The following is a 22,964-nucleotide window of genomic DNA, read 5'->3' on the forward strand; positions in this document are numbered from 1 at the left end:
CTATGGGTCAGCCACTTTATATAGTACATAAATACTATAAAATAGCGATCACGCTGTGCCAGTTGCGTAAGTCCTGATTGCAATTTATCAAAATCCCTATTAGGGATTGAAACAGCAGAAACCTTCTTCAGTTCAGCTTGAGATTTAGATTGCAATTTATCAAAATCCCTATTAGGGATTGAAACGAATATACGCTCTAAAGCAGAAACTAAAAGCTGTATGTGAATTGCAATTTATCAAAATCCCTATTAGGGATTGAAACATTGTGAGGGACATGCAACTGAATGTGCTGCTTTCGGATTGCAATTTATCAAAATCCCTATTAGGGATTGAAACGACTCTGTGATTATTAATAATCAGCCGCTAGACCAATTGCAATTTATCAAAATCCCTATTAGGGATTGAAACCTCGGAGTGAAGTTTATTGGACTCGGTGAGCGATCGCATATTGCAATTTATCAAAATCCCTATTAGGGATTGAAACTAATCCTAAATCAGTAAATATTTACCTGCAACGGATTGCAATTTATCAAAATCCCTATTAGGGATTGAAACTAGAGTTCCAGCGTAGGGTAGCAGTATCATATCTATTGCAATTTATCAAAATCCCTATTAGGGATTGAAACGCTACCTAAATCTAGTTTTAAAGGGAAGTAAATTTATTGCAATTTATCAAAATCCCTATTAGGGATTGAAACGGAATGCGTTTAACGTAGGCTGAAAGCTTATCAAGAAATTGCAATTTATCAAAATCCCTATTAGGGATTGAAACTGTTTATCAAGTGTCATCACCAGAACTCCGCTTATAAGTCCAAATTGCAATTTATCAAAATCCCTATTAGGGATTGAAACCCAACTGTTCATCGGAAGAAAAATTATCTTTCCATTATTGCAATTTATCAAAATCCCTATTAGGGATTGAAACCCAACTCGAAAATTTGACAGGCTATGATTTTCATTGCAATTCATCAAAATCCCTATTAGGGATTGAAATAAATCTAATTTCTTTTGATAAATTGCCATTTTGTATTGCAATTCATCAAAATTATTATATATAGGACTCATATTTTATTTCTGAAAAAACATAGTACAACTCAAAGAGGCTTCTTGACTATTGCCTATTGCCTATTGCCTATTGCCTCTTGCCTCTTGCCTCCTATGCAAATAAGTATGGCTACGCTCCCGTAAGGGATACAGAAATCAAATCGGATTGCTATATAAAAACTGTTTTACTCCTGCCTCTTACATATCTCTCAGCAGATAGCTTGCTTGTTAAGCTTATCCGTGGTTTTATTAAAATACGACATCTACATCAATTTAGCGTATTTTATTGACAACTCAATTACCTGAATTAACTTGTCAGCCCTAAAATAAATATAAAACTTTCCATGCCTATCCAAACTATTGGTATTTTAAGTCCAGGTGATATGGGACAGGCGATCGCAGCTGTTCTCAATCAACATGGATTGAAAACTATTGCAGCCCTAGACGATCGCAGTGAACGAACTCGGCAATTAGCAGCCGCCGCCAACATTCAAGATGTAGGTTCCCTCAGACAACTGGTAATTGAATCTGATGTGGTGCTGTCAGTTCTAGTCCCGGCAGAGGCTACCCAAGCCGCGAAGCAAGTAGCTGAGGCGATCAGTAATGTTGGTAAACCCATTCTCTACGTCGATTGTAATGCGATCGCACCCCAAAAAGTCATAAATATCGGCCACCTCATTGAATCAGTTGGGGGAACATTCGTAGATGCATCAATTATTGGCCCACCACCGCGAGTTCCCAATCGCACCCGCATTTACACTTCCGGAAAACAGGCAAATCAACTCCTACAACTGCGGGATCATGGCTTGGATGTGCGGGTAATTGGTGATGAAATTGGTCAGGCTTCCGGGTTGAAAATGTCCTACGCAGCCCTGACAAAAGGGCTTACAGCAATCGGCACAGAATTACTAATTGCAGCCCATCGTTTAGGTTTAGATAAAGAACTATGGGATGAAATATCTAATAGTCAACAAGAACTTGCTAGCATTTTAACCCGTTCTATTCCAGCGATGACACCGAAAGCGCATCGTTGGGTAGGAGAAATGGAAGAGATTGCAGAAACCTTTAAAGAGTTAGGTTTAACTGAGCGCATTTTTTACGGAGCAGCTGACGTTTACCGTTTGGTGAAAGAAACCTCCTTGGGTAAAGAAACACCAGAAGAGTCTAATCGCGATCGCTCTTTGGATGAAATCATTACAATCCTTTCCGATGAAGCAAGGTCTGATATCATGTCCGCCTGATTGCTTATTAAACCCGAAGAACCCCACCCCGCCAAAGCTGTGCTTTGTCTCCCCTCCCCGCAAGCCTACGGTGTACACACATCTCTGTGCCAAGTGCAAAATGTGGTTTGATCCCCCTAAATCCCCCGATAAATTGGGGGACTTTGAGAGCTTTTTGCCCCCCAATTTATCGGGGGGTTGGGGGGATCAAAACGTTGTGGGGCTAGGTTATCATACTTGTGTGTACACCGTAGCCCCGCAAGCGGGGAGGGGTTGGGGGTGGGTATGGGTAATTTGGCGGACATGATATGACACTTAATCGTAAAAGCGTTGGGAAGCAAGAATCAAAGCCTCTCGACCTTTCGCGCAGAGGAATGGAAGCGGGGTTCCAATTTCGGTAATTATGCAATTCTACTGATTAACCCCAAACGCTTCTACGTTCCCAATATTGGGCGACTCTTTTTTCCCACTGCTCCCAATAATCTTTGATGACTGCTGATTCAAACCAAAATACTTCTGCTGGCATTTCTGGAATCGCTACTACCAAGAGAGCGTGCTTTAGCTGAATACCATAATCTCGATAATATTCGTTAGCTGCTCCTATATATGCTGTAAGTTGCAGTGGATGTTCATATAAATGCTCAATTGAACCTTTGGGTTTGTCTGCTGTTTTCCACTCGCAAATACAGGGAATACTTTGATAGCTGGCAATACAATCAACTTTGCCAGAATAACCTAAATTACGATGAAAAACAGAGCCTTCCACAAGTCTAACTGTGTCGATTTGTTGTAAAACTGGCTGGATACTCTCCCAATAAGGGCGACTCGCTTCGGGACAAACAGGGTTTTGTCCGAGAAGGTAGCGCTCAATTTGTTTGTGTGTTTGGGTTCCCCGCCGACTAGCAGTTGTAGTAATGCGGGTAGCTTCTTCTGTACCAACACGCGTTTTCCAGTTTAATAATCTGTCTCTGTCTGCTTGTGATTTGGTGGCATTAAGTATTGTAGTCACACTGGGAAAGCGATTTCCGTTGGCATCTACATAATATTGTTTACCATTTTCTCTCTTGGCTGTGGCATTAATGCGTGGTAGCAGTTGGGTATCAAATTGCATCAGTTGGTGTGTTGACTTTAATCTGTGTGATATATTTCCGAAATAGACAGAATTGCATTTGTATTTCCCAGTATGATGTCGTATTTTATTACTAAATTATGCAACCTGTAACATTAACAGCAGTTGCAACAGCGATCGCTACTATAGTTTTAACGAGCTATTTTGAAGCGAGTCGGGAGAAAATACTTGTTGCAACAGCGATCGCTACTATCAAAATATTTCATAGTTGCTGACAAAAAGCTGTTGCGTATGCTGAATGACTTTGTTTTTGAGGGTGATTTTTAAGACAAAGTAAAAGAGAATATCAAAGTTAAATTACTGATGGGAGGAGCGATCGCACTCATTAAAAGATTTTCAAAGATAAAAGTGCCTAGTTTACCTCCATAGGCATAGCACTAAAATACAGCTTGTGTACATTAGACAGGGGGTTGGGTTCTGGTATCTCACTCAACCAAGAACTGCTATATTAGGATAAATAAAGTTTTGAAACACCTAATACACACAAAGCGGGCGATGGGACTCGAACCCACGACGTTCACCATGGGAAGATGACATTCTACCACTGAATTACACCCGCGAATTGCTGCCATAAACTTATGGCTAAGGTGAAGTATAGCACTATCTACAACTGTTTTCAATCGTCCTTAATTGAATGATGTTGGAAGTCCTAACCTCAGCAAAGCAGGTTGCTGTACTTCACCTAAAGAACAATGTCCTTACCTTGCTCAGTAAAGCGAACCTCTTTAATATTCCATTGAGCATTACTCGTTAGGGTTTTGCGGAGACTGCCAAACAGAGCAAACTGTTCACAACTAGAAAGAGAAGTTATTTGCCGCTTTGACTCAGGAGATATTCGCAAATCAACTGTAGCAATGCCATTTTTGATGTTGACACGATACCCAGACAAGCTAAAGTCGCTTGTATCTCGTTTTTCTAATATTTTACTTACTACATTTTTAACTGGTTCTTCGGCTGGTACTGAAACCTTTTCTGGAATTAGTTTTTGACATTGAGTGTCACTTGTATAGAGTGTGACGTTGGTAGTTTTGCTAGTGACAGCTTTAGGAGTTGATGAGGAAGGCGTATTTTCCTTAAGAGGTTCTTGATTAGAAGATTTTTCTCTCAACTGAGCTACGCTAGGAATTTGGCTGGGAGTTTGAGACGGAGTTTGAGCCGCTACGCTATTTGTCGGTGTTGTAGTAGGGAATGGCGTTTTGCTCTCAATATTACTAGTGGTGGGGTTAGAACTACAACTGCTGAGGCTGACAACCATTGTCACAAAAATAAAGGGTAAAAAATATCTTTTGGTTGTGTTCATAAATTTTGCTTATAAATGGTGTTGCTGCTATCAATTTCGGTGTCGCTGATATCAATTCCGCATAAATTTGTGAATATTGAGCCAGTCTATAAAGTGTCAACCCGAAATCTGTTTAAGTCAAGGGCTATACAATATACCAAAATGGCCTTGCAGAACAGTGGGATAAGCAGGGGAGGCAGGGGAGGCAGAGGAAGCCGGGGAGGCAATTTTAGAAGTTGCCAAATCAGCCCATTTTTTCTACAATGCCACCAAAATTAGCACATCTGCAATTACTAGTTTTCACTACTTTTTTGTTTGGTTAACTCCTGAACTAATAATTGAACTCCCAGAGCCAACAAACCAATTGCTACTATACCGAATACTCCGCTTCCTAAAGCAACTACACCAACAACTAAAGTGCGGACAGCAGAAGAAATCTTCACCACCAACGGATTAATTGAATGTATAGGTTTAGCCGCAAAATTTGTTGCGATCGCAATCATCAACGAATAGGCTGCAAATCCCATTCCTCCCGAAATCACCGCTCCAGTAAAACAGCGTAATGGACTAGCTGTAACCTCTTTTTTAGCATCTGTTTGCGGCGTTAGATTTTGGTCATTCATAACATTTTAGATTTTAGGTTTTAGATTTGGGATTGGAGCATTAGGAACAATTTTCTCTTCAACTAATCGTCATTCAAATTGCTTCTGTGCGTTCTTTAGTAGTAACTTGAACTATAGGACTCATATTTGATTGCGTGAAAAAAATTCGGTACACCTTAATCTTCTGAAATCCTCTTGCCTATTGCCTATTGCTTATTGCCTATTGCCTACTAAGCCAAGTGATTTCAGTAATCAAACCGGATTCCTATACGCAACTTCAAAACTCATCATATTCCTTATACTCTATTAACGATAAAGATTTATTAAATTGAGGATGCTACCTGAATTCCATGTGTAATTGTCCGAATCACAAATAATTCTAAGTCTTCATCAACAATTGCTTGCCTCACTTGCTGCAAAACTAGTTCTGCTTGCTGTTGAGACTCAAAAAGAGCAAATACTGTTGGGCCAGAACCAGACATCATTGTTCCTAAAACTCCTTCTTGATTTGCAAACACTTCTCGCAGTTGCAAAACTTGGGGATAGGCTGGTAATACCACCCGTTCTAAATCATTGTGCAGTTTTTGGGCAATTTCTTTCGCATTTTTATCCAGGACAGCTTTTACAATTGCTCCCGAATGAACTGCATTCGCACGCGCTACCAAGTCGTCACTATTTCTAATATAAGAATTACCAAACTGCTCTCGATAGGTTTTGTATGCCCAAGCGGTGGAAACTTCCAGACTGCGGTATTTTGCTAACACTATATATATACTATCCAAACTTGGTAGTGGAGAAAGTTGTTCACCTCTACCTGTTGCGATCGCAGTTCCACCCGCTATACAAAATGGTACGTCAGAACCAAGCGTGCCTCCCAACTCTTCTAATTCTGACTGAGTTAATCCCAACTTCCACAGTAAATTTATCCCTACCAACACAGCTGCTGCATTCGTGGAACCCCCAGCCAACCCAGCAGCTACAGGAATCTGTTTGTTGATGGTAATCTCCACGCCTCCATATTTAGCAAAGGTTTCGGGAAATTGCCTCACCATTAATTCTGCTGCGCGGTATGCCAGATTAGTTTTATCTGTTGGTACTTGTGGGTGGTTGCAGTGAACACGGATATTGTCAGTGCTAATCGAACGCACATCAATTTGGTCTGCAAGCCCGATACTTTGGAGGATCATGGCTAACTCGTGATAGCCATCGGGGCGATCGCCAATGATTTCCAGATACAAGTTGATTTTAGCAGGAGCAATTAGGCTGTAGGAACGCATTTTCTGGGAGTGGGGAATGGGGAATGGGGAAGGTGGGGCCCCCTCTGGGGATAAGGGGTAATGGGGAATGGGGAATGTGGGGCCCCCTCTGGGGATAAGGGGTAATGGGGAATGGGAAAAAATCTGCCTTATCCTCTTTTTCCTTACTCTTTTGTACAGACGCGATCAATCGCCTCTCCTCCCATTCCCAATTCATTTGCTAGAATTACCCATTGCTGAACGCTGAGGTCTTCGGCTCTAGCTTGGGGATTTATTTTTAATTGTTCCAGTAAGTGGCTCAAGCGATCGCGTTCTATAACTGATTGCAAATTATTTCGTAACATTTTGCGCTTGGCACCAAACCCCAATTTTAAGAAATTCTCTAACTGTCGGGGATTAAGTGCTGGTATTTCTATTTTTCGGGGGCGCAATCGCACCACTGCTGAATCGACTTTTGGCGGTGGATGGAATGCGGCGGCTGGAACTGTGCAGATTAACTCACACTCAGCCAAATACTGTACTCGCACACTCAACGCCCCAAAAGCTTTTGATCCTGCTTTAGCATACAATCTTTCTGCGACTTCTTTTTGTACCAGCAACACTATTGAGTCAAATGGTTCGGGATTGGGGTTAGCGATCGTACCCAGTAGTTTCTCGATGATTGGCCCTGTAATGTTGTAGGGAATATTGGCTACTACCTTATTTGGCTTTTGGAAATTGGGAAAGGCTGCTAGATAAGATGGTAAATCTAGAGTGAGAAAATCGCCTTGCAGCAGTAAAAAATTTTCAGTCTTACCAAGCTGCTTTGACAACATTTGGCATAAGTCGCGGTCTATTTCAACTGCAATCAGAGATTGCACTAAGGGTAATAAACGACGAGTCAGAATGCCAGTTCCAGGGCCAATTTCCAAGACGCGATCGCCTTTGAGGGAGCGATCGCTTTCTGTACATGCTGCTTGAATAATTGCATTGAGCGCCTTTTCACTTTTGAGCCAATGTTGAGCAAAGACCTTACGCGGTCGGATCATCTGTATTTACTGCCTAGTCTAGTTTTTAGCTTTTTATCAAAATTTAATTATAGATTTTCAAGTCCCTCTACAGCGCTAGACTCACTGTAACGCCTACAGGGGCAGGGAGCAGGTGGTCACTGAATCTCGACTTCGCTCGATTTCCGCGTAGCCGAAGTGGGGCAGGGGGTTACTGAATCTCGACTCACTTCGACTGCGCGGTAGTTGAATCTCGACTCACAACGACTGCGCGATAGTTGAATCTCGACTTCGCTCGATTACCGCGTAGTCGAAACTCAGTGCAAGTCGCTCGATTTCCGCCAAGCGATGCACTGAGCGCAGTCGTTGTGTCGAAACTCAGTGCAAGTCGCTCGATTTCCGCTTAGTCGTTGGCGCAGCCTCTCCGACAGGAGAAGTGAGGCAGGTGGTAGAAACTCTTTATGTCTGATGTTGAGTCCTGTATTTTTTACCTTATTTACTCGAAAACTGCTGTATATTCACCCTATGAAAGTTGCGTAAATAAACCACCCATTCCAAACCAATGAAACGCTTATACTGTATTCATTTTTAATTTTTAATACTTCGGCTACGCTCAGTACAAGTTTTTAATTTTTAATTCCGCTTTGCGGTACTAGCTACTTCATACATTTGCTTATGTTTGGCTAAAAGCTCTTGATATTTCTCATTTGTCTTTGCTTGTACCCACTTGGCTTTAAATATTGCTGCTGACTCGGCTTTAACTGAGTCTACTTCATAAGGAAGAATCTCTTTTTTGGAATCTGAAGTTTCGGAAATTTGTTTATACTTCCTGCCGCTTTTGTGATTAGCGTAACGGCGAGAGCGAGTATAACCCATTTGGATAAACTTTCGTGCCATATCCGCGCCGACAAAATCATCTTTCTCTAAATAATCAAGAAACATCTCATAGATTTTTTCACTTGATTCTCTAGCAATATCAGGAGTTTTGAAGCGCCAGTAAGGAAGAATTTCTGATTTGTATGGTTCTACCAAAAGTACACCCTGCTCACCTTTGCCAACACGATATAGTTCGGGATGTTGGCGAAAATCAATATTTTTAAAGTCTAAAGAATAATCAAAAGCCATGATAGATTTTTATTAGGAATAGTAAACTTTAAAAAAAAGTTCAACTTCTATCTAAGTATTGAGATTTTATTCTACTATGCTATCTAGCACCCAATCCGTGAACAGTGTGCTTGCGCCAGGAAATCTGCGTAAAGTGCATCATATTGCCCTCAACGTCCAAGATATGCAAGCTTCTCGTTACTTTTATGGCACAATCCTGGGTTTGCATGAACTCACAGGCGACGAAGTACCTGCAACCCTAGTGGAACTTGTCGCATCTGGGAAAGTAGCCAACTTCATCACCCCGGATGGAACGATACTAGATTTATTTGGGGAACCCAATTTAACACCACCAAATCCAGACCCAGAAAAGACTTTCACCAGAGCGTACCATCTAGCCTTTGACATCGATCCGCAGTTATTCGATCGCGCGGTGACAGTGATCAGAGAAAATAAAATAGCGATCGCACACGGCCCAGTCACTCGTCCTACTGGTAGAGGAGTGTATTTTTACGATCCAGATGGCTTTATGATCGAAATTCGTTGCGATCCAGAAGCTAGTTAACTTAGGGATAATCACAAAAGTATCTACTATGACCGCAAAAATCACGCAACTCTTTAAAGTAATTGAAGATACAATCACCAAACCGCCAATTCCACACGAACCATACAAGCAATCATTGAAAGCTTGGGCGATGTATTGTTTGCGAGACAAAGGTTTTATAGTCGTTTATGCTCAAAATGCCGACTTTGCTATTGAAAGAAAAGGCGCAGAAAAGCTATATTTTAAAGTTTCAAATAGCGGCGATGATTTAGATAATTCTATTAATTGGATTGTTTGGGATAGTGCAACCAAAAGTGCTAGCCTCATTCCTCAAAAAATAGACTGATGCCAAAAAATCGCCGATAAGCATTCCAAATGCTTATTTTATATACCTAACTCATTTAGCGATCGCTGTAACTCCTGCCCAAAGAGTAAGTGGCTGCCCGACCTTTTTATACAATAAACTTTCTAAAATCACACCATTATTGTTGGCTGTAAGAGTTTTATTCGGCTGGCGTAGAGACTCATAAAAGCCGTTGTACCAACCATCTTTAGATTTAAGGTTAGCTTGGACGAAATCAAATAATTGGGTGGTGTAAGTCGTATTATAAAGTACATGCCAGCCGATCGCAGCTTTGGCACTGAGGAATCGCAAATCGTTGTGCTGTTGTTGAGTATCTGTGATCGTTGCCCAAGGTTCTCCGTTGACAAACAAACTGCTGTAAACAAAATATGGAGGTCGATCTAAGTTGTCTTCGGTGAGAGCGGTTAATTGTTTTGTTGCTTCATAACGCGCTGCTTGAGCAGCTAAAATTCGATCGGCATAAGCTTTAGGCAAAGCTTGAAATCCAGTTTCGATACCATCTAAAATATAGGGTTCGCTAAGAACATAGTTATTAGCTCCAGAGTTTTTATAATCTCGTTTGTCGTAAGGAATTCCCTGCCCGTAAAGATCAACAAAGGCAGTATGGGATTGATAATCCAAAGCTTGCTTAACATCTAAGCCCCAAAGCTTTAAACCGTAGGCAGCATAATTCTCATAGCCCAAGCGACCTTCTTGGTTGTACTGTTCTTTGCCTTTGATCGCGGCAGTACCGTACATTTGTCCATTTTGGGTCAGGCGCTTAACTTGCCAATGTTTCCAAACGTCCGTGGAAAGCGATCGCAATTCGGGATACTTTGCCCCGACAATTTTCAGCCAGATTGCCATCCGCCCTAAATCAATGGCTGACCAACCAATTTCTTCGCGTTTTTCTAGTTGACCATAATTAACGGGTACGAGGGTTTTGGCATTGTAGACCTTGTTGGGAAGTTCGCCTTTGTATAAGGGCATAGATGCCAGTGTTTTTAACATTTTGCTCATTTTGGCATCAAATTCAGCCACAGGCACGATATTGAGTTCTCTCGCGCTGACTAAAGCTGCGATCGCTGCTGTTTGATCCCACATACTTACAGAGGCAAAGCCATCAACAGAATTCACCAAGCCAGTTTCATCGTTCCAATTACGCTGAAAGTATGACCAAGCCTGACGGGCAGTTGTTGTTTCCTCTGGGGTGAGTTTTCCAGAACCAGGAGCAACGTATGGAATTATCGCTACTGTTAGTTGGTTCTTAGGAATCGGTTGACCTGGCAAAACTACAGATTTCGCATCCAAGCTGGCTACTCTTTCAGCTTCTTGAGCAGAGAGGGAACTTTGGGCTTTTTCTGGTTGTATCGGCTGCCGTGGAGCCGTTTCGGATGTTGATATTTGAGGTTTTTCTATAGAAGTTTTAGAAAGTTGCTTAGACCAAACATTTAAAACTGCGATCGCGATTACAGCAGTAACTACTCCTCCTACAGAAGCTAGTACGGACAAGCTTTTAGGTGGCGGTTGAAAATCAGAACTCATGCAGATTAAAGCCTTATGTTGTAAGTCAGGGTTGCTTGCGTAGTTTCACCAAATACATTCTTCCCAACTTTGAAATCTAACTAACACCCAGAAGTTCATCGTGAAAGAAAGCACTTCTCCCGCCTTTCCTTGACTGCTTGTGTTTAGCTAACCAGCGCTGCATTCACTAACGTAATTTTCTTTTGTCATGTCTTAACAAGCATATATTGTGGGCATCATAATCCCAAGCTGAATACATCAGTTAAGTAAGTAGACGTGATTAAACCGAACTATGTAAAGTTTTGTATGGGTAAAGGGAAAAGGTTATGGTTCGGCAAGCTCACCAACCAGGGGAAAGGTTTTTCCCTTTTCCCCTTGGTTGCCCGATTTGATGTTGCGCTCGTACTTGTCGGGAAAAGGTTATGGTTCGGCAAGCTCACCAACCAGGGGAAAGGTTTTCCCCTTTTCCCCTTACCCTTTACCCTTCTTAATATAGTTATATTTATTTCCGTCGGCTTACTTAGCAGCCATAAAACTATTTGGCAGCAAGTTTTTGATTTACAACTATAGTATCGACCTATGGCAGATGATTTTAGACGTTATTTCTTTGTTTCTCGATATAGTTTGTCCACTAAGTTAATTTTAGGATGCCTACAGATTCAATTGGGAGTAATCTGTAGCGTAGGTATTTGGACATTATCAGGAGCTAAGTTACAAGCTGCCCAAGCACATCAGACGTGGAAATCACCTTTAGAATTAACCGAGCGAGTCACCAAGGTAAATCCTGAGTCAGCACGATACTCAAAACTTAGAACACACAGATATGTCAGAGCAGAGGCTTTGGCTGTTGGCTTTTCTAAAGGCGAATTGAACTTTGGTGACTTAGAATTGTCGATGCCGCTCCCCTCTAAATTAAAGCGAACACCTATTTTGATGGCGGCACCCGAAAACTTCAATCCTGATTTGCAATTACCACCAGCGTTACCCGAACCACCGCAGAATTCCAATCCAGCACCAACTTCTACCGAACCAAAAACGCCAGATGCAGTTTTGGAAAGTATTTATACAGACTATCGCTATGACACAGACAACTTTGACCAAACCAATTTATTCTTTGAACCAACGGTTCAGTTTGGATTGAGTAATGGCAATAAAATATTTTTCAAAACAGGTTTTAACTTCTTTGAGCAACCTGGTGTTGAATCAATTACCAATTTTCCTTTGCAAGTTGGATGGCAGGGAAAAATTGGGCAAGTAACTCTGCGAACAGCCGCCGGAGTCGATGTATTCAATCGTTTACCTACAGCTATCAATCTCAATGCTAAGGCAGAGGTTCCCATTTCGCCGCCGCAAGTTTCGTCATCTGGTCAATTGTTATCAGTAGTAGTACTATCAGGTAATTTAGAACAAGGGCCTTATAAATCCAATGCCCGAACTTTAGATAATCAAATTACTGCTTGGCGATTTGGGCCTGATTTATATTGGCAGATTAACCGTAATACCAGCTTTTTTTCATCATTGCGTTTGGGCAGTTACAACGATGGTAATTCCGAAGTGCAGTCATTTAGTAGGCTAGAGCGCAAGTTTGGACAGTTTTCTCTAGCAGCTAACTTATTCAGTTGGAGTTTCGATCGCGATTTAGAACGCACAAGTGGCTATTTTTCTCCACCAGATTTCCTAGTTTACAACGCTGAGGTGGCTTGGGAGGGAGATATTGCTAATTTCTTACGCTGCCGCCTTGCTGCCAATTTAGGACAGCAACGGCTTAAAGGAGAATTTGACAACGCTAATACCTATCAAACGCGTTGTACGGTAAAGGTTTCGCCAAATATAGAAGCAGACTTAGGCTATAGCTTTAGTAATGTCCGAAATCAAGAAACCGGGGGAAGTGCTTACGGTGGTAATTCCTTGACAGGGCAGTTGCGGGTCAAATTTTAGGGGGCAGGGGGCCACTTCGACTTCGCTCAGTGACCGGGGGCAGGAGGCCACTTCGACTACGCGGAAATCGAGCGACTTGCACTGAGCGGCGTCGTTGGCGCAGCCTCTCCGACAGGAGAAGTGAGTCGAGATTTAGTGACCGGGGGCAGAAGTAAATCCAAAATCTAAAATCTAAAATCTAAAATCCAAAATCTAAAATTCAAAATGGTATAAGGCTGAAAAATGAAAGCACCATTACCTGATAACGAAACACAGCGAATCGAATCTCTTTTGGAGTATAAAATCCTCGATACTCCTTCGGAAGCTGCCTTTGATGACCTTACCCGTTTAGCGTCATATATTTGTGGAACTCCCATTGCCTTAATCAGTTTAATTGATAGCGATCGCCAGTGGTTCAAGTCAAAAGTTGGTTTGGATGCCTTAGAAACACCCCGAAATGTGGCATTCTGCGCCCATGCTATTATGCAACCTGAAGTTTTTGTTGTGCCTGATGCCACAGTTGACGAAAGGTTTGCGACAAACCCACTAGTTACCTCTGATCCAAATGTTCGATTTTATGCTGGTGTACCACTGACTAACCCTGAAGGATATGCACTAGGAACACTTTGCGTAATTGACCGTGTACCAAGAAACCTCTCTCCAGAACAAGTTGAAGCATTACGAATTCTCGGTCGCCAGGTAATCAAGCAACTAGAAATGCGACGCACTTTAGCAAGTTTAGTATTGGCGAATGAGACGCGCAAACAGGCGCACAAGGGACGCAAACGATTTTTTCAAAGAGTAGCCGGAGGGTTTGGGTTAGCATCAGCAATTTTAGTTTTGATTGGGGTGATTTCTTATCAAAACACACGTATATTGATTGATAATAATAATCAATTACAAAAAACCCAAGAGAAAATCAATAAACTAGAAGAATTACTGTCCGACATGAAGGATGCTGAGACTGGAGAACGCGGTTACATCCTCACTGGACAAGAAAGTTATCTGGAACCTTATCAGGCAGTAATTGGAAACATCAATACAAAAATTGTAGAACTGAAAAATTTAATTGTAGATCAACCTAGCCAACTAAAGCAGTTTATAACCGTTGAAGCTCTAATAGGTGCAAAATTTGCCATACTCAAACAGACTATATACCTGCGTCAAAACCAGGGATTCGAGGCGGCGTTGCAGGTAATTCAGACAAATCAGGGAAAAAATCTCATGGATGATATCCGCAAGGTCATCAATGAGATAGAGAATAATGATAGAGGGTTGCTTCAACAGCAGTCACAAGCGGCAAAAGCCAGTGCTAAAAACACAGTTTTGACACTTGCGATCGCTATTTGTCTAAGCTTTTTGATTCTGGCTATAGTCTACTACTTTATTTATCATGAGGTCAGAGAGCGGAAATTAACAGAGGAAACACTAGACAAAGAACGCAACTTTATCTCAGCAGTCCTAGATACAACCAGCGCTTTAGTAATAGTTCTTGACCCTAAAGGGCAAATCGTTAGCTTCAATCAAGCTTGTGAACAAACAACTGGTTACTCATTTGATGAAGTGAAAGGAAGGCATTTCTGGAACCTGTTTCTACTTCCTGAAGAAATGGAGCCGGTTAAAACAGTTTTTGAGCAGTTGCGATTTGGTGAAGGGCCTAACAAATATGAAAATTATTGGTTAACTAAGGATGGCAGTCGGCGGCTGATTGCCTGGACTAACACTACCTTGCAAGACTATGAGGGTTGCGTTGAATACATTGTTGGCACGGGTATCGACATCAGCGATGTTTACGAGGAGCTTCGTTTACGTAAACGAACTGAACAACATTTGAAAGCACAATACTCCACAACACGCGTCTTAGCAGAGTCAACTACAGTCAACGAAGCCATGCCCCAAATCCTGCAAGGAATCTGCGAAAGTTTAAGATGGAATTTAAGTGAATTTTGGATGGTGGATCAGCAAGCAAATCTACTGTTTTTGTTAGATACATGGTATAAAAAATCCTACGAAATGCAAGAATTTGACATCCTAAGTCGGCAGACTACGTTTGCACCAGGAATTGGGTTGCCTGGTCGTGTCTGGGCTAGTGTTGAACCTGTTTGGATCGCTGATGTCGTTAAAGAACAGAATTTCGTCCGCTCTGAAATCGCTGCCCAAGCAGAACTGCACGGAGCTTTCGGTTTTCAGATCCGTAGTGGTAAAAAAATTTTCGGTGTGATTACCTGTTTTAGCCACGAGATCCAGCAAGCTGACCCAGATTTGGCAACAGTAATGAATTCTATTGGTGAGCAAGTAGGGCAGTTTATTGAGCGTAAGCAAGCAGAAGAAGAAGTTCAACGGCAAAATTTGCGATCGCAACTATTTACTGAAATCACTCTCAAGATTCGTCAGTCTTTGCAAATCAAAGAAATTCTCCAAATTAGTGTTACGGAAGTCCAAAAAATTCTCCATAGCGACCGAGTTTTGATTTATCAACCTTTAGCAGATGGATCTGGAAGTACTGTGGTTGAGGCAGTAGTTTCTGGGTGGTTGGCAATCAAAGACAAAAAGCTGACCGATTCTTACTTTCAAGCAGAATATACACAGCAGTACTATCTACAGCAGTATCGTCAAAAACGGCATCTGGGGCTTGCTGACTTGGATATAACTGAAGTCCAAAAAAGCCACATAGAATTACTCCAACAATTTGGGGTCAAGTCCAATTTGGTCATACCCATTCTGGTCAAAGAAGAACTCTGCGGTTTGCTGATTGTCCATCAGTGCGGCAATTCCCGCCAATGGTCTAGCTTTGAAACTCATCTTTTAGGGCAAATAGCCGATCAAGTAGGTATTGCCTTAGCCCAAGCCCAAATGTTAAATGCAGAAACTCAACAGCGACGAGAACTTGAAATTGCCCGTCATCAAGCTGAATTAGCTTCTAAAACCAAAAGTGCCTTTTTGGCGAACATGAGCCATGAAATTCGGACTCCAATGAATGCTGTGTTGGGTATGACAGGCTTAATGTTAGAAACTCCCCTAAATTCGGAGCAACGGGATTTTATTGAAACAATTCGCATTAGTGGAGATGCTCTCTTAAGCCTGATCAACGAAATTTTGGATCTATCCAAACTTGAGGCTGGGGAAATGGCACTAGAAACTCTAGATTTTGATTTATCTACCTGTGTGGAAGAGGTATTAGAATTATTAGCTCCCCCAGCCCATAATAAGGGATTAGAAATTGCCGCATTAATTTATCATAACGTCCCCACCCAACTCCAAGGCGATGCTGGCCGCCTGCGGCAAATTCTCATGAACCTGATTAGCAATGCCATCAAATTCACCAGCAATGGAGAGGTCATACTACGAGCAAAATTGCGATCGCAAAACTCTACTACAGCCACTATCCATTTTGCCATCACAGATACTGGTCTTGGCATTACCTCCGAAGACCAATGCAAACTCTTTACGCCATTTACTCAAGTAGATGCTTCCACCACCCGTAAATATGGCGGCACAGGTTTGGGATTAGCCATCTGTAAGCAACTTGTGAGCTTAATGGGGGGAGAAATTGGCGTAGAAAGTCGGTTGGGGAAAGGATCTAAGTTTTGGTTTGAAGTAACTTTTGCCAAGCAACTTCACTCTATTTCCTCACCAGGTGATGGCTTGCCTGCGACACCTGACACCAGCACCAAGGGCGAATTGACTAATCGGCGCTTGTTAATAGTGGATGATAATGCTACTAATCGCAAAATTATCCACCATCAAGCTACCCGTTGGGGGATGCAGGTAGATCAGGCTGCTTCGGCTGCTACTGCCCTCAAAGCTATTCAGGAGGCTGCCAAGCAGAAAAGTTTTTATGACGTTGCTGTGATTGATATGCAGATGCCAGAAATAGATGGCATGACCTTGGGAGAACAAATTAAGGCAAATTCAGCGATCGCTAGTCTACCTTTGATTATGCTTACTTCTACTAATCAACGAGATGAAATTCAACAGGCGCTAAAAATAGGATTTGTGGCTTATTTGGTCAAACCTATTAAGCCGTCCCGACTCCTCGATACCATCATGACTATTTTCGGAACGCAGGCAGAACAAGAGGAGTCAGAAGTCAGAATTGAAGAGTTAAAAGTGGAAAGTTACGAAAACAATAGCAGCGATCATTCTCCTGTCCCTAACTCGCCCAAACTTAGCAATTCCACTACACTCACGGCTAAAATTGAACGAAGCCAAAGTTTTAGAATTCTCTTAGCTGAAGATAATTTGGTGAATCAAAAAGTAGCTTTGAAGCAACTCCAAAGCCTGGGTTATAGTGCTGATGTCGCAGGTAATGGAAAAGAAGCCTTGCAGCTATTAGAAAAAATTCCCTACGATTTAATTCTGATGGATTGCCAAATGCCAGTTCTCGACGGTTTAGAAGCTACAAAAGAAATTCATCGTTGGCAAGAGAGCAGCTTTGCTAATGGTCGTCGTCCTGTAGTAATTGCGATGACAGCTAATGCTATGAAAGAAGATCAACAACTGTGTATAGATGCCGGAATGGATGACTATCTGAGTAAGCCAGTAATCAAAGAAAAATTGGCGGCGGCGTTAGAGCATTGGGGAAATGTGATATTTAGGGCAAAAGAAACAGATGCTTTGGAGAAGACAGTTTCTACAACAGATGTAGGTTCAGTTGACCTCCCAATTGATTGGAAACGGTTGCATCAACTCTCGGAAAATAACCCAGAATTTGAATTGGAACTACTGCAAATGTTTGTTGAAGATATTCAACCTCGTTTAGAACTAATTAAAATAGCGATCGCCGATCATGATTATGAGCAAATAGCGCTCCAAACTCATCAAATTAAAGGTGCTAGTGCCAATATTGGAGCCACAACTATGCATTTAGCGGCAGAAAAGCTCGAACAACTAGCTCATCATCAAGAACGTCGAGGTACTACTAACTTAATTTCAGAGTTAGAAGAGTTTGTTAAATACATCCAAGAATTTTTAATCAGGACTCTGAATTCCTAACTTTTGGCGCTCAACTCCGGTTGTAATTTTAATAATATTTACTAATAAATAAACAGTAACGATTATCTCCTGTCGGTTCATAACTCAACTTGTCGGCAATGGTAGACATGATTTTTAACCCACGACCACGCTCTTGCTCATTCTCCTCAAATTCAGATGTTTGTTGTAATTGCTGTTCTAAATCAAAGGGTTCACCTTGAGACAAAATGCGGATTTCTATATATTCATCTAATCGCACAGCTTCTATTTCAATAGGAGTTTCAAGAGGTAAATTTTTGTGAGCATGTTCAACAATGTTAGTAAAGCCTTCGATCAAAAGTGTTTGACATTGCCACCAAATTTGTTTATTGGGGATAGGTGGTTGATTCATCTGCTCGAACCAAGACAGCACTTGAGGCGATGCTGTCAGGTCTGTGTTAACTTTTAGATAAATTTTATTTTTCACTTCTTAACCAAAAAATCTTTTGAGATCATCATATTCGCTAACTATTTTATTTAATTTGAGTAATTTTACTATACATTCCCAATTAAATTGCATAATATAAGTTGAATTAGAGCAAATTCTTACTTTTCATTCCACTGAGAAAAATTTAATTTATGTTTAAAATTCTGGTTATTGATGATGACCCGATAGTGCGAACAGTACTAAAAAGAACACTCCAAAATCAGGGTTATGATATCAGTGTAGCCAGCAATGGCGAGGAAGGAATTACACAAGCTCAATTACTACGTCCGGCTCTGATTATCTGTGACTGGATGATGTCTCAGCTAGATGGGTTAGAAGTGTGTCGTCGAATTAGAACAGATCCAGAGTTGGCAACTACTTTTTTTATTCTATTGACGGCTAGGGGAGCAGCTCGAGGGGAGGAGGAAGATAGAGTTAGGGGACTTGACGCTGGAGCAGACGAGTTTATCTCTAAACCAATAGAGATGAATGAATTGAAAGCACGGGTAAGAGCAGGATTAAGATTACACCAGCTAAACCAGGATTTACAAAGTCAAAAGCAAGCTTTAGAGAAGCTAAATCAGGATTTGCAAACCCAAAAGCAAATTTTGGAAGCAGAATTGTCTGAGGCCGCTGATTATGTGCGATCGCTTCTACCCTCACCGCTTGTAGGAGCAGTAACTACAGAAAATCTGTTTATTCCCTCAGCACAGCTAGGGGGTGATTGCTTCGACCATCATTGGATTGACGAGGATCATTTGGCAATTTATTTGTTAGATGTATCCGGTCATGGGGTGGGTTCAGCTCTTTTATCTGTATCGGTGCTGAATGTTTTGCGATCGCAATCTCTACCAAATACTAACTTTTGTCAACCAAGTGAAGTCCTAAAAGCGCTCAATCACGCCTTCCAAATGACGAAGCACGGTGATAAATACTTCACAATCTGGTATGGAGTTTATCACCGTCTTAAACGTCAACTTATTTATGCTAACGCCGGACATCCACCAGCTTTACTGTTATCTAATACCTCTACAACAACTATCCAAGTTAAACAGCTAACTTCTTTAGATTTACCAATCGGCTTTTTACCTGATGTCCAATTTGAGGATGCTGTTTTTGATATCGAAGAAAACAGCACTTTATACATTTTTAGTGATGGTATTTATGAAATTAATCAGTCAGATGGTAAAAATTGGGGTATTGATGCTTTCATTGACTTACTAACTAAATATAGCCGGAATACTTGTAATCTAAATCAAGTATTAGCGAAGATTCTTGCCTTAAATGCTCAAGAAAATCTTGATGATGACTTGTCTTTAGTAAAAGTTAACTTCGGTTAATCTAGTCAAATGTGTGGATTTTAATCTGGGATTTTCTCGCAGTTTATTGTGTCGCTAATATTTCGCGATTGAATTCATCTTGATCAGCAAAGCTTTGAAAAATTCTATCCATTTTAGTCAGTTCAAACAACATCTTAACTTGAGCGCTGATAGAACAGACAAAAAGTTTAGCATTAGCATTTCGCGCCATTTGCATTGCTGATACTAAAGAGCCTAAACCAGAGCTATCGATAAATTTTACTTCTTTCATATCAATCAACAAAATTTCGGTTCCATTTGCCAAAATACTGCTAACCTCACGACGCAGTTCATTACCTCTAATACCATCTAAAATTCCAGATAATTCTAGTACTTCCACACTCAAGCTCATGATTTTGTCCTATTTTTTGATTTGAAAATATGTATTTATATTTTGGCACTGACACAAGGTAAACTGCAATAGATATAACAATATTTTTGTGATTTTATGCAACTATCTGTGTCTAATCACTTGTAGTTATTATTTGCTATTGCAGTAAAAAAGCTAGCATTTACACATTGGCGAGAAATTTCAAAAGCTTCAAAATAACCATCTTTTTGTCCTAACTCTCGTGCCCAAAAACGAGATAAAATCAGTATGGCATCAAGTTGCATAAATGCTTTATTTGACTCTGATTCATAACAACCTATAGCTGCGACTTTATCTTCAATTACAGAAGTAATATCTACAAAGAAGTTGGGTTCAAAACCACGTAAAAAAACAGGCGGTGCTGAATACCATAAAGATATGTTTTTGCGGGTAGCAACATTAGAAACTGCGATCGCACACACTTCATGATCCCTATGTCCATATTTTTCAGGTTGTGGTGCGTGAGTAATAATCAGATCCGGTTGCCAACGCCTAATAGCTTCTTCAGTAACTTTAATCACTGCTTGGGTTGAAAAATTATACTCTTCAAGTGCATAAAACTCATAAGTTGCACCGATGATTTTACCTGCTGCATCCGCTTCTTGATGACGTGTGCCCTTAATAGACGAACTGGAAAGACTGCCATCAGTCAAAATTAAGCAACGAATATTCCATCCTGCCTTTGACATCAGACTGAGAGTGCCAGCAGCAGGTAGAACTTCATCATCAGCATGAGCATAAATTGTTAAGACAGTTCGTTGACCAAAGTGATTTGAGTCTAAGTGGGTGTTCATTACTGTTTCCTTTTTAGATTGAATTTATAAAGAAGTTAACAGTTATTCTCCTTATCTTTACGTCTGTCTTAGGCTTCTTTTGAAGGCTGCCAAACAGAGGCGCGGATGATAGCCGACAAAAGTAACAAGTTATAGATAGCCCACGCACCATTGAGTAGGTGAACCAAAGGATTATTTAGATGACCAATTGCAAAGTTGTAAATACTCCATAATATCCCCAGAATAGTGAGGGTAAAGACAACTAACTGTGGCCAAACCAGCCGGAGATAAATACCAGATTGCCTCTGCTTAGGTGTAACTTGAAAATTGATTTTTTGTCCTGTAAATACGCTCCATACAGCTTGAATCAATAAGGGGAATAAAGCGATCGCATATTGTTCAGAGCGCCAAACTTCTCTAGCTGGAATGCCCCAGGTAGCTGCTAAAAAAGTCAGACGGTTGATAATAAAAGCTGGAAAAAAGTGTATGGCAAAGTCAGAACCGTAGGTTTTAACTGGAACAATGTCCGTAAAAAAATAGATAATCGGACAAGAAATAAATACCAGAGTTGCAAAACCAGAGAAATAACTATACATCGTCTTAAAATATTGCAACCTTTGCCAAAAGGTTAGCCCTGATTTTGTCAATGGATTTTCTCGCACTAGCACTTGAATAGTTCCTTGTGCCCAGCGTAGTCGTTGTTTAAGAGTAGAACTCAAATCATCTGGCGCTAAACCTTCTGCCAAAAGTTCATTGTGATAAATCGATTTCCAGCCAGCGCTATGCAGACGCATAGCTGTATTCATGTCTTCGGTAATGCTATTACTCGATACCCCACCAACTAAATCAAATTCATCTAAACGTTTTTCATTTTTGGCAAATTCATCAGCAAAATTTTGCAGTCCTACACTAACTAATGCCTCACGTCTCAAGATTGCATTTGTGCCTGTATAAAAGGCAGCGTTCATGCCATCTTTACCTTGTTGAAGTGGCCCATAAAATAAATTTGCTCGATGTCCAAAAGGATCACCTGGAGGAATATTGTAAAAATCCTGGCGAGTCTGTACAAAAGCAATTTGATTCTGGTCGTATTTTCCGGTTGAAAGATTATAGGTGTAGAAATAAGGCACAACTCGCTTGAGAAAATTTGGCTTGGGAATATGGTCGGCATCGAGAGTAACAATAAAATTTCCTGCCGTTTCTCCAGAAAAAATTGCGTAATTGATGTTGCCTGCTTTAGCATGATGCGCTACACCAGGTGTCTTGGGACGAGCAATGTAGCGAAACCGGGAAAGTTCCACCAATTCTAGTTCTTTTTTACGAATAGCTTCTTCTAAAGCTTTTCGTTCGGTAGTGAGGCGATCGCTAATACTTTGATGAGTCGGAGGTAGCCAAAGAATAAACTGTCGTAGACTTTGCACAAATTCAGTAGCAAATTGGTTAACCACTGGTTCTGATGCTGATGCTTGCAGCCATTGTTCTGCGGCTTGAGTATTAGGTGTGAGATTTTGCAGTTGCTTCAGGCGTTGCAACAAACTAGAGTGTTCTGCATCAATCCGATTTGCTTCCTGTTGTAGTTGTGCTGACTGCAAATCCTCGATACACAATCTTTCTGTCATAGCTCGCATATCGGCCGAGTTACCATCATCCAGCACATAAACGCGTAACTTTGTTGGTGGGTAATCCATTGACAGAGCTGCTTTGGCAGTTTCTTCTACAATTTCCGGCGGCTCATTGTAGCAGGTTACAAACACATCCACTGTTGGCCAGTCAGCTCTAGGTAAAGGTGGGGTCATTTGGTCAAGAGACTTAATCTGTCGCACTAAAGGACGCCATAACCCAATCACAAACATTACACCACCCAAGTAGCTATAAATTTCTGCTATCAGCAAAGGAATCGAGAGCCAGAGCGCATCAAAATTGATGGAATGAGTAACGCGCCATTGCAAATACCAGATCCCAAAAATTAAATTGATTTCTGCTAGATAGCGAAATAACAGCGTTCTTTTTTTGAGTAATGAACGGCTGTTACCAGAAAAGTTTGAGGAATTATCAATAAGAGAAACTGAAGTCAT

At 41.1% G+C, this 22,964-nt stretch carries 19 protein-coding genes, 1 tRNA gene and 1 CRISPR repeat array; of the genes, 8 read left to right on the forward strand and 12 right to left on the reverse strand.

Features of this window, described 5'->3' with window-relative positions; translation table 11 throughout:
- Positions 1-76: 76 nt before the first annotated feature.
- Positions 77-994: direct repeats of the CRISPR family, unit length 37 nt; unit sequence ATTGCAATTTATCAAAATCCCTATTAGGGATTGAAAC.
- A gap of 394 nt (positions 995-1,388) precedes the next feature.
- Complete coding sequence (locus tag RMX98_RS28360; protein ID WP_409881926.1) at positions 1,389-2,285, forward strand: DUF1932 domain-containing protein; 897 nt, start codon at positions 1,389-1,391, stop codon at positions 2,283-2,285.
- A gap of 397 nt (positions 2,286-2,682) precedes the next feature.
- Here RMX98_RS28360 and RMX98_RS28365 read toward each other — a convergent pair whose 3' ends face one another.
- Entirely contained in the window at positions 2,683-3,375 is a 693-nt protein-coding gene (locus tag RMX98_RS28365; protein ID WP_409881928.1) for a PD-(D/E)XK nuclease family protein, read from the reverse strand.
- A 98-nt stretch (positions 3,376-3,473) separates the two neighbouring features.
- Here RMX98_RS28365 and RMX98_RS28370 point away from each other — a divergent pair, with 98 nt between their 5' ends.
- Positions 3,474-3,608 carry a hypothetical protein gene (locus tag RMX98_RS28370; RefSeq protein WP_409881930.1) on the forward strand — a complete coding sequence of 45 codons (135 nt, stop codon included), beginning with the start codon at positions 3,474-3,476 and terminating at the stop codon, positions 3,606-3,608.
- A gap of 272 nt (positions 3,609-3,880) precedes the next feature.
- On the opposite strand, the gene RMX98_RS28375 is transcribed toward RMX98_RS28370, so the two are convergent.
- From RMX98_RS28375 to RMX98_RS28400, 6 genes are all read right to left on the reverse strand, one after another.
- Positions 3,881-3,952, reverse strand: a tRNA-Gly gene (locus tag RMX98_RS28375).
- A 123-nt stretch (positions 3,953-4,075) separates the two neighbouring features.
- Positions 4,076-4,693, reverse strand: a complete 618-nt coding sequence (locus RMX98_RS28380) for a sporulation/spore germination protein (protein WP_409881931.1) — start codon at positions 4,691-4,693, stop codon at positions 4,076-4,078.
- A 272-nt stretch (positions 4,694-4,965) separates the two neighbouring features.
- Complete coding sequence (locus RMX98_RS28385) at positions 4,966-5,295, reverse strand: DUF3082 domain-containing protein (RefSeq protein WP_409881932.1); 330 nt, start codon at positions 5,293-5,295, stop codon at positions 4,966-4,968.
- A gap of 302 nt (positions 5,296-5,597) precedes the next feature.
- Positions 5,598-6,551, reverse strand: coding sequence for a 4-(cytidine 5'-diphospho)-2-C-methyl-D-erythritol kinase (gene ispE, locus RMX98_RS28390; protein WP_409881933.1), 954 nt, complete (start codon positions 6,549-6,551; stop codon positions 5,598-5,600).
- Positions 6,552-6,694: 143 nt separating this feature from the next.
- Entirely contained in the window at positions 6,695-7,558 is an 864-nt protein-coding gene (gene rsmA, locus RMX98_RS28395; protein WP_409881935.1) for a 16S rRNA (adenine(1518)-N(6)/adenine(1519)-N(6))-dimethyltransferase RsmA, read from the reverse strand.
- Between the two features lie 591 nt (positions 7,559-8,149).
- Positions 8,150-8,641, reverse strand: a complete 492-nt coding sequence (locus RMX98_RS28400) for a DUF4385 domain-containing protein (RefSeq protein WP_322677911.1) — start codon at positions 8,639-8,641, stop codon at positions 8,150-8,152.
- 76 nt (positions 8,642-8,717) lie between these two features.
- On the opposite strand from RMX98_RS28400, the gene RMX98_RS28405 reads away from it, so the two are divergent.
- Together RMX98_RS28405 and RMX98_RS28410 are read left to right on the forward strand one after the other, a co-directional pair.
- Positions 8,718-9,185: a VOC family protein gene (locus RMX98_RS28405; RefSeq protein WP_322677910.1), complete on the forward strand. Its 468-nt coding sequence runs from the start codon at positions 8,718-8,720 to the stop codon at positions 9,183-9,185.
- A 28-nt stretch (positions 9,186-9,213) separates the two neighbouring features.
- A complete protein-coding gene (locus RMX98_RS28410; protein WP_322677909.1) occupies positions 9,214-9,510 on the forward strand; it encodes a hypothetical protein in 297 nt (98 codons plus the stop codon).
- Between the two features lie 51 nt (positions 9,511-9,561).
- Here the strand turns inward: RMX98_RS28410 and RMX98_RS28415 are convergent, their stop codons facing one another.
- On the reverse strand, positions 9,562-11,052 hold the full coding sequence (locus RMX98_RS28415) for a DUF3131 domain-containing protein (protein ID WP_322677908.1): 1,491 nt from the start codon (positions 11,050-11,052) through the stop codon (positions 9,562-9,564).
- 255 nt (positions 11,053-11,307) lie between these two features.
- Here RMX98_RS28415 and RMX98_RS28420 point away from each other — a divergent pair, with 255 nt between their 5' ends.
- The 3 genes from RMX98_RS28420 (at position 11,308) to RMX98_RS28430 (ending at position 17,943) form a co-directional block, all read left to right on the forward strand.
- Positions 11,308-11,601: a hypothetical protein gene (locus RMX98_RS28420; RefSeq protein WP_409881936.1), complete on the forward strand. Its 294-nt coding sequence runs from the start codon at positions 11,308-11,310 to the stop codon at positions 11,599-11,601.
- Positions 11,602-11,610: 9 nt separating this feature from the next.
- Complete coding sequence (locus tag RMX98_RS28425; RefSeq protein ID WP_322677906.1) at positions 11,611-12,969, forward strand: hypothetical protein; 1,359 nt, start codon at positions 11,611-11,613, stop codon at positions 12,967-12,969.
- 222 nt (positions 12,970-13,191) lie between these two features.
- Positions 13,192-17,943 (forward strand): response regulator, encoded by a 4,752-nt coding sequence (locus tag RMX98_RS28430; RefSeq protein WP_322677905.1) that lies wholly within the window; start codon positions 13,192-13,194, stop codon positions 17,941-17,943.
- Positions 17,944-17,971: 28 nt separating this feature from the next.
- Here the strand turns inward: RMX98_RS28430 and RMX98_RS28435 are convergent, their stop codons facing one another.
- Positions 17,972-18,388 (reverse strand): anti-sigma regulatory factor, encoded by a 417-nt coding sequence (locus RMX98_RS28435; protein WP_322677904.1) that lies wholly within the window; start codon positions 18,386-18,388, stop codon positions 17,972-17,974.
- A gap of 152 nt (positions 18,389-18,540) precedes the next feature.
- Here RMX98_RS28435 and RMX98_RS28440 point away from each other — a divergent pair, with 152 nt between their 5' ends.
- Positions 18,541-19,728 (forward strand): SpoIIE family protein phosphatase, encoded by a 1,188-nt coding sequence (locus tag RMX98_RS28440; protein WP_322677903.1) that lies wholly within the window; start codon positions 18,541-18,543, stop codon positions 19,726-19,728.
- A gap of 43 nt (positions 19,729-19,771) precedes the next feature.
- Here RMX98_RS28440 and RMX98_RS28445 read toward each other — a convergent pair whose 3' ends face one another.
- The 3 genes from RMX98_RS28445 to RMX98_RS28455 all read right to left on the reverse strand — a co-directional run bounded on the left by RMX98_RS28445 (position 19,772) and on the right by RMX98_RS28455 (position 22,964).
- Positions 19,772-20,098, reverse strand: a complete 327-nt coding sequence (locus RMX98_RS28445; protein WP_322677902.1) for an STAS domain-containing protein — start codon at positions 20,096-20,098, stop codon at positions 19,772-19,774.
- 116 nt (positions 20,099-20,214) lie between these two features.
- On the reverse strand, positions 20,215-20,910 hold the full coding sequence (locus RMX98_RS28450) for a PIG-L deacetylase family protein (RefSeq protein WP_322677901.1): 696 nt from the start codon (positions 20,908-20,910) through the stop codon (positions 20,215-20,217).
- 68 nt (positions 20,911-20,978) lie between these two features.
- Positions 20,979-22,964, reverse strand: coding sequence for a glycosyltransferase (locus tag RMX98_RS28455; protein ID WP_322677900.1), 1,986 nt, complete (start codon positions 22,962-22,964; stop codon positions 20,979-20,981).

This window comes from Nostoc sp. DedQUE02 (assembly GCF_034531035.1).
In the GTDB taxonomy this organism is placed as follows: Bacteria; Cyanobacteriota; Cyanobacteriia; order Cyanobacteriales; family Nostocaceae; genus Nostoc.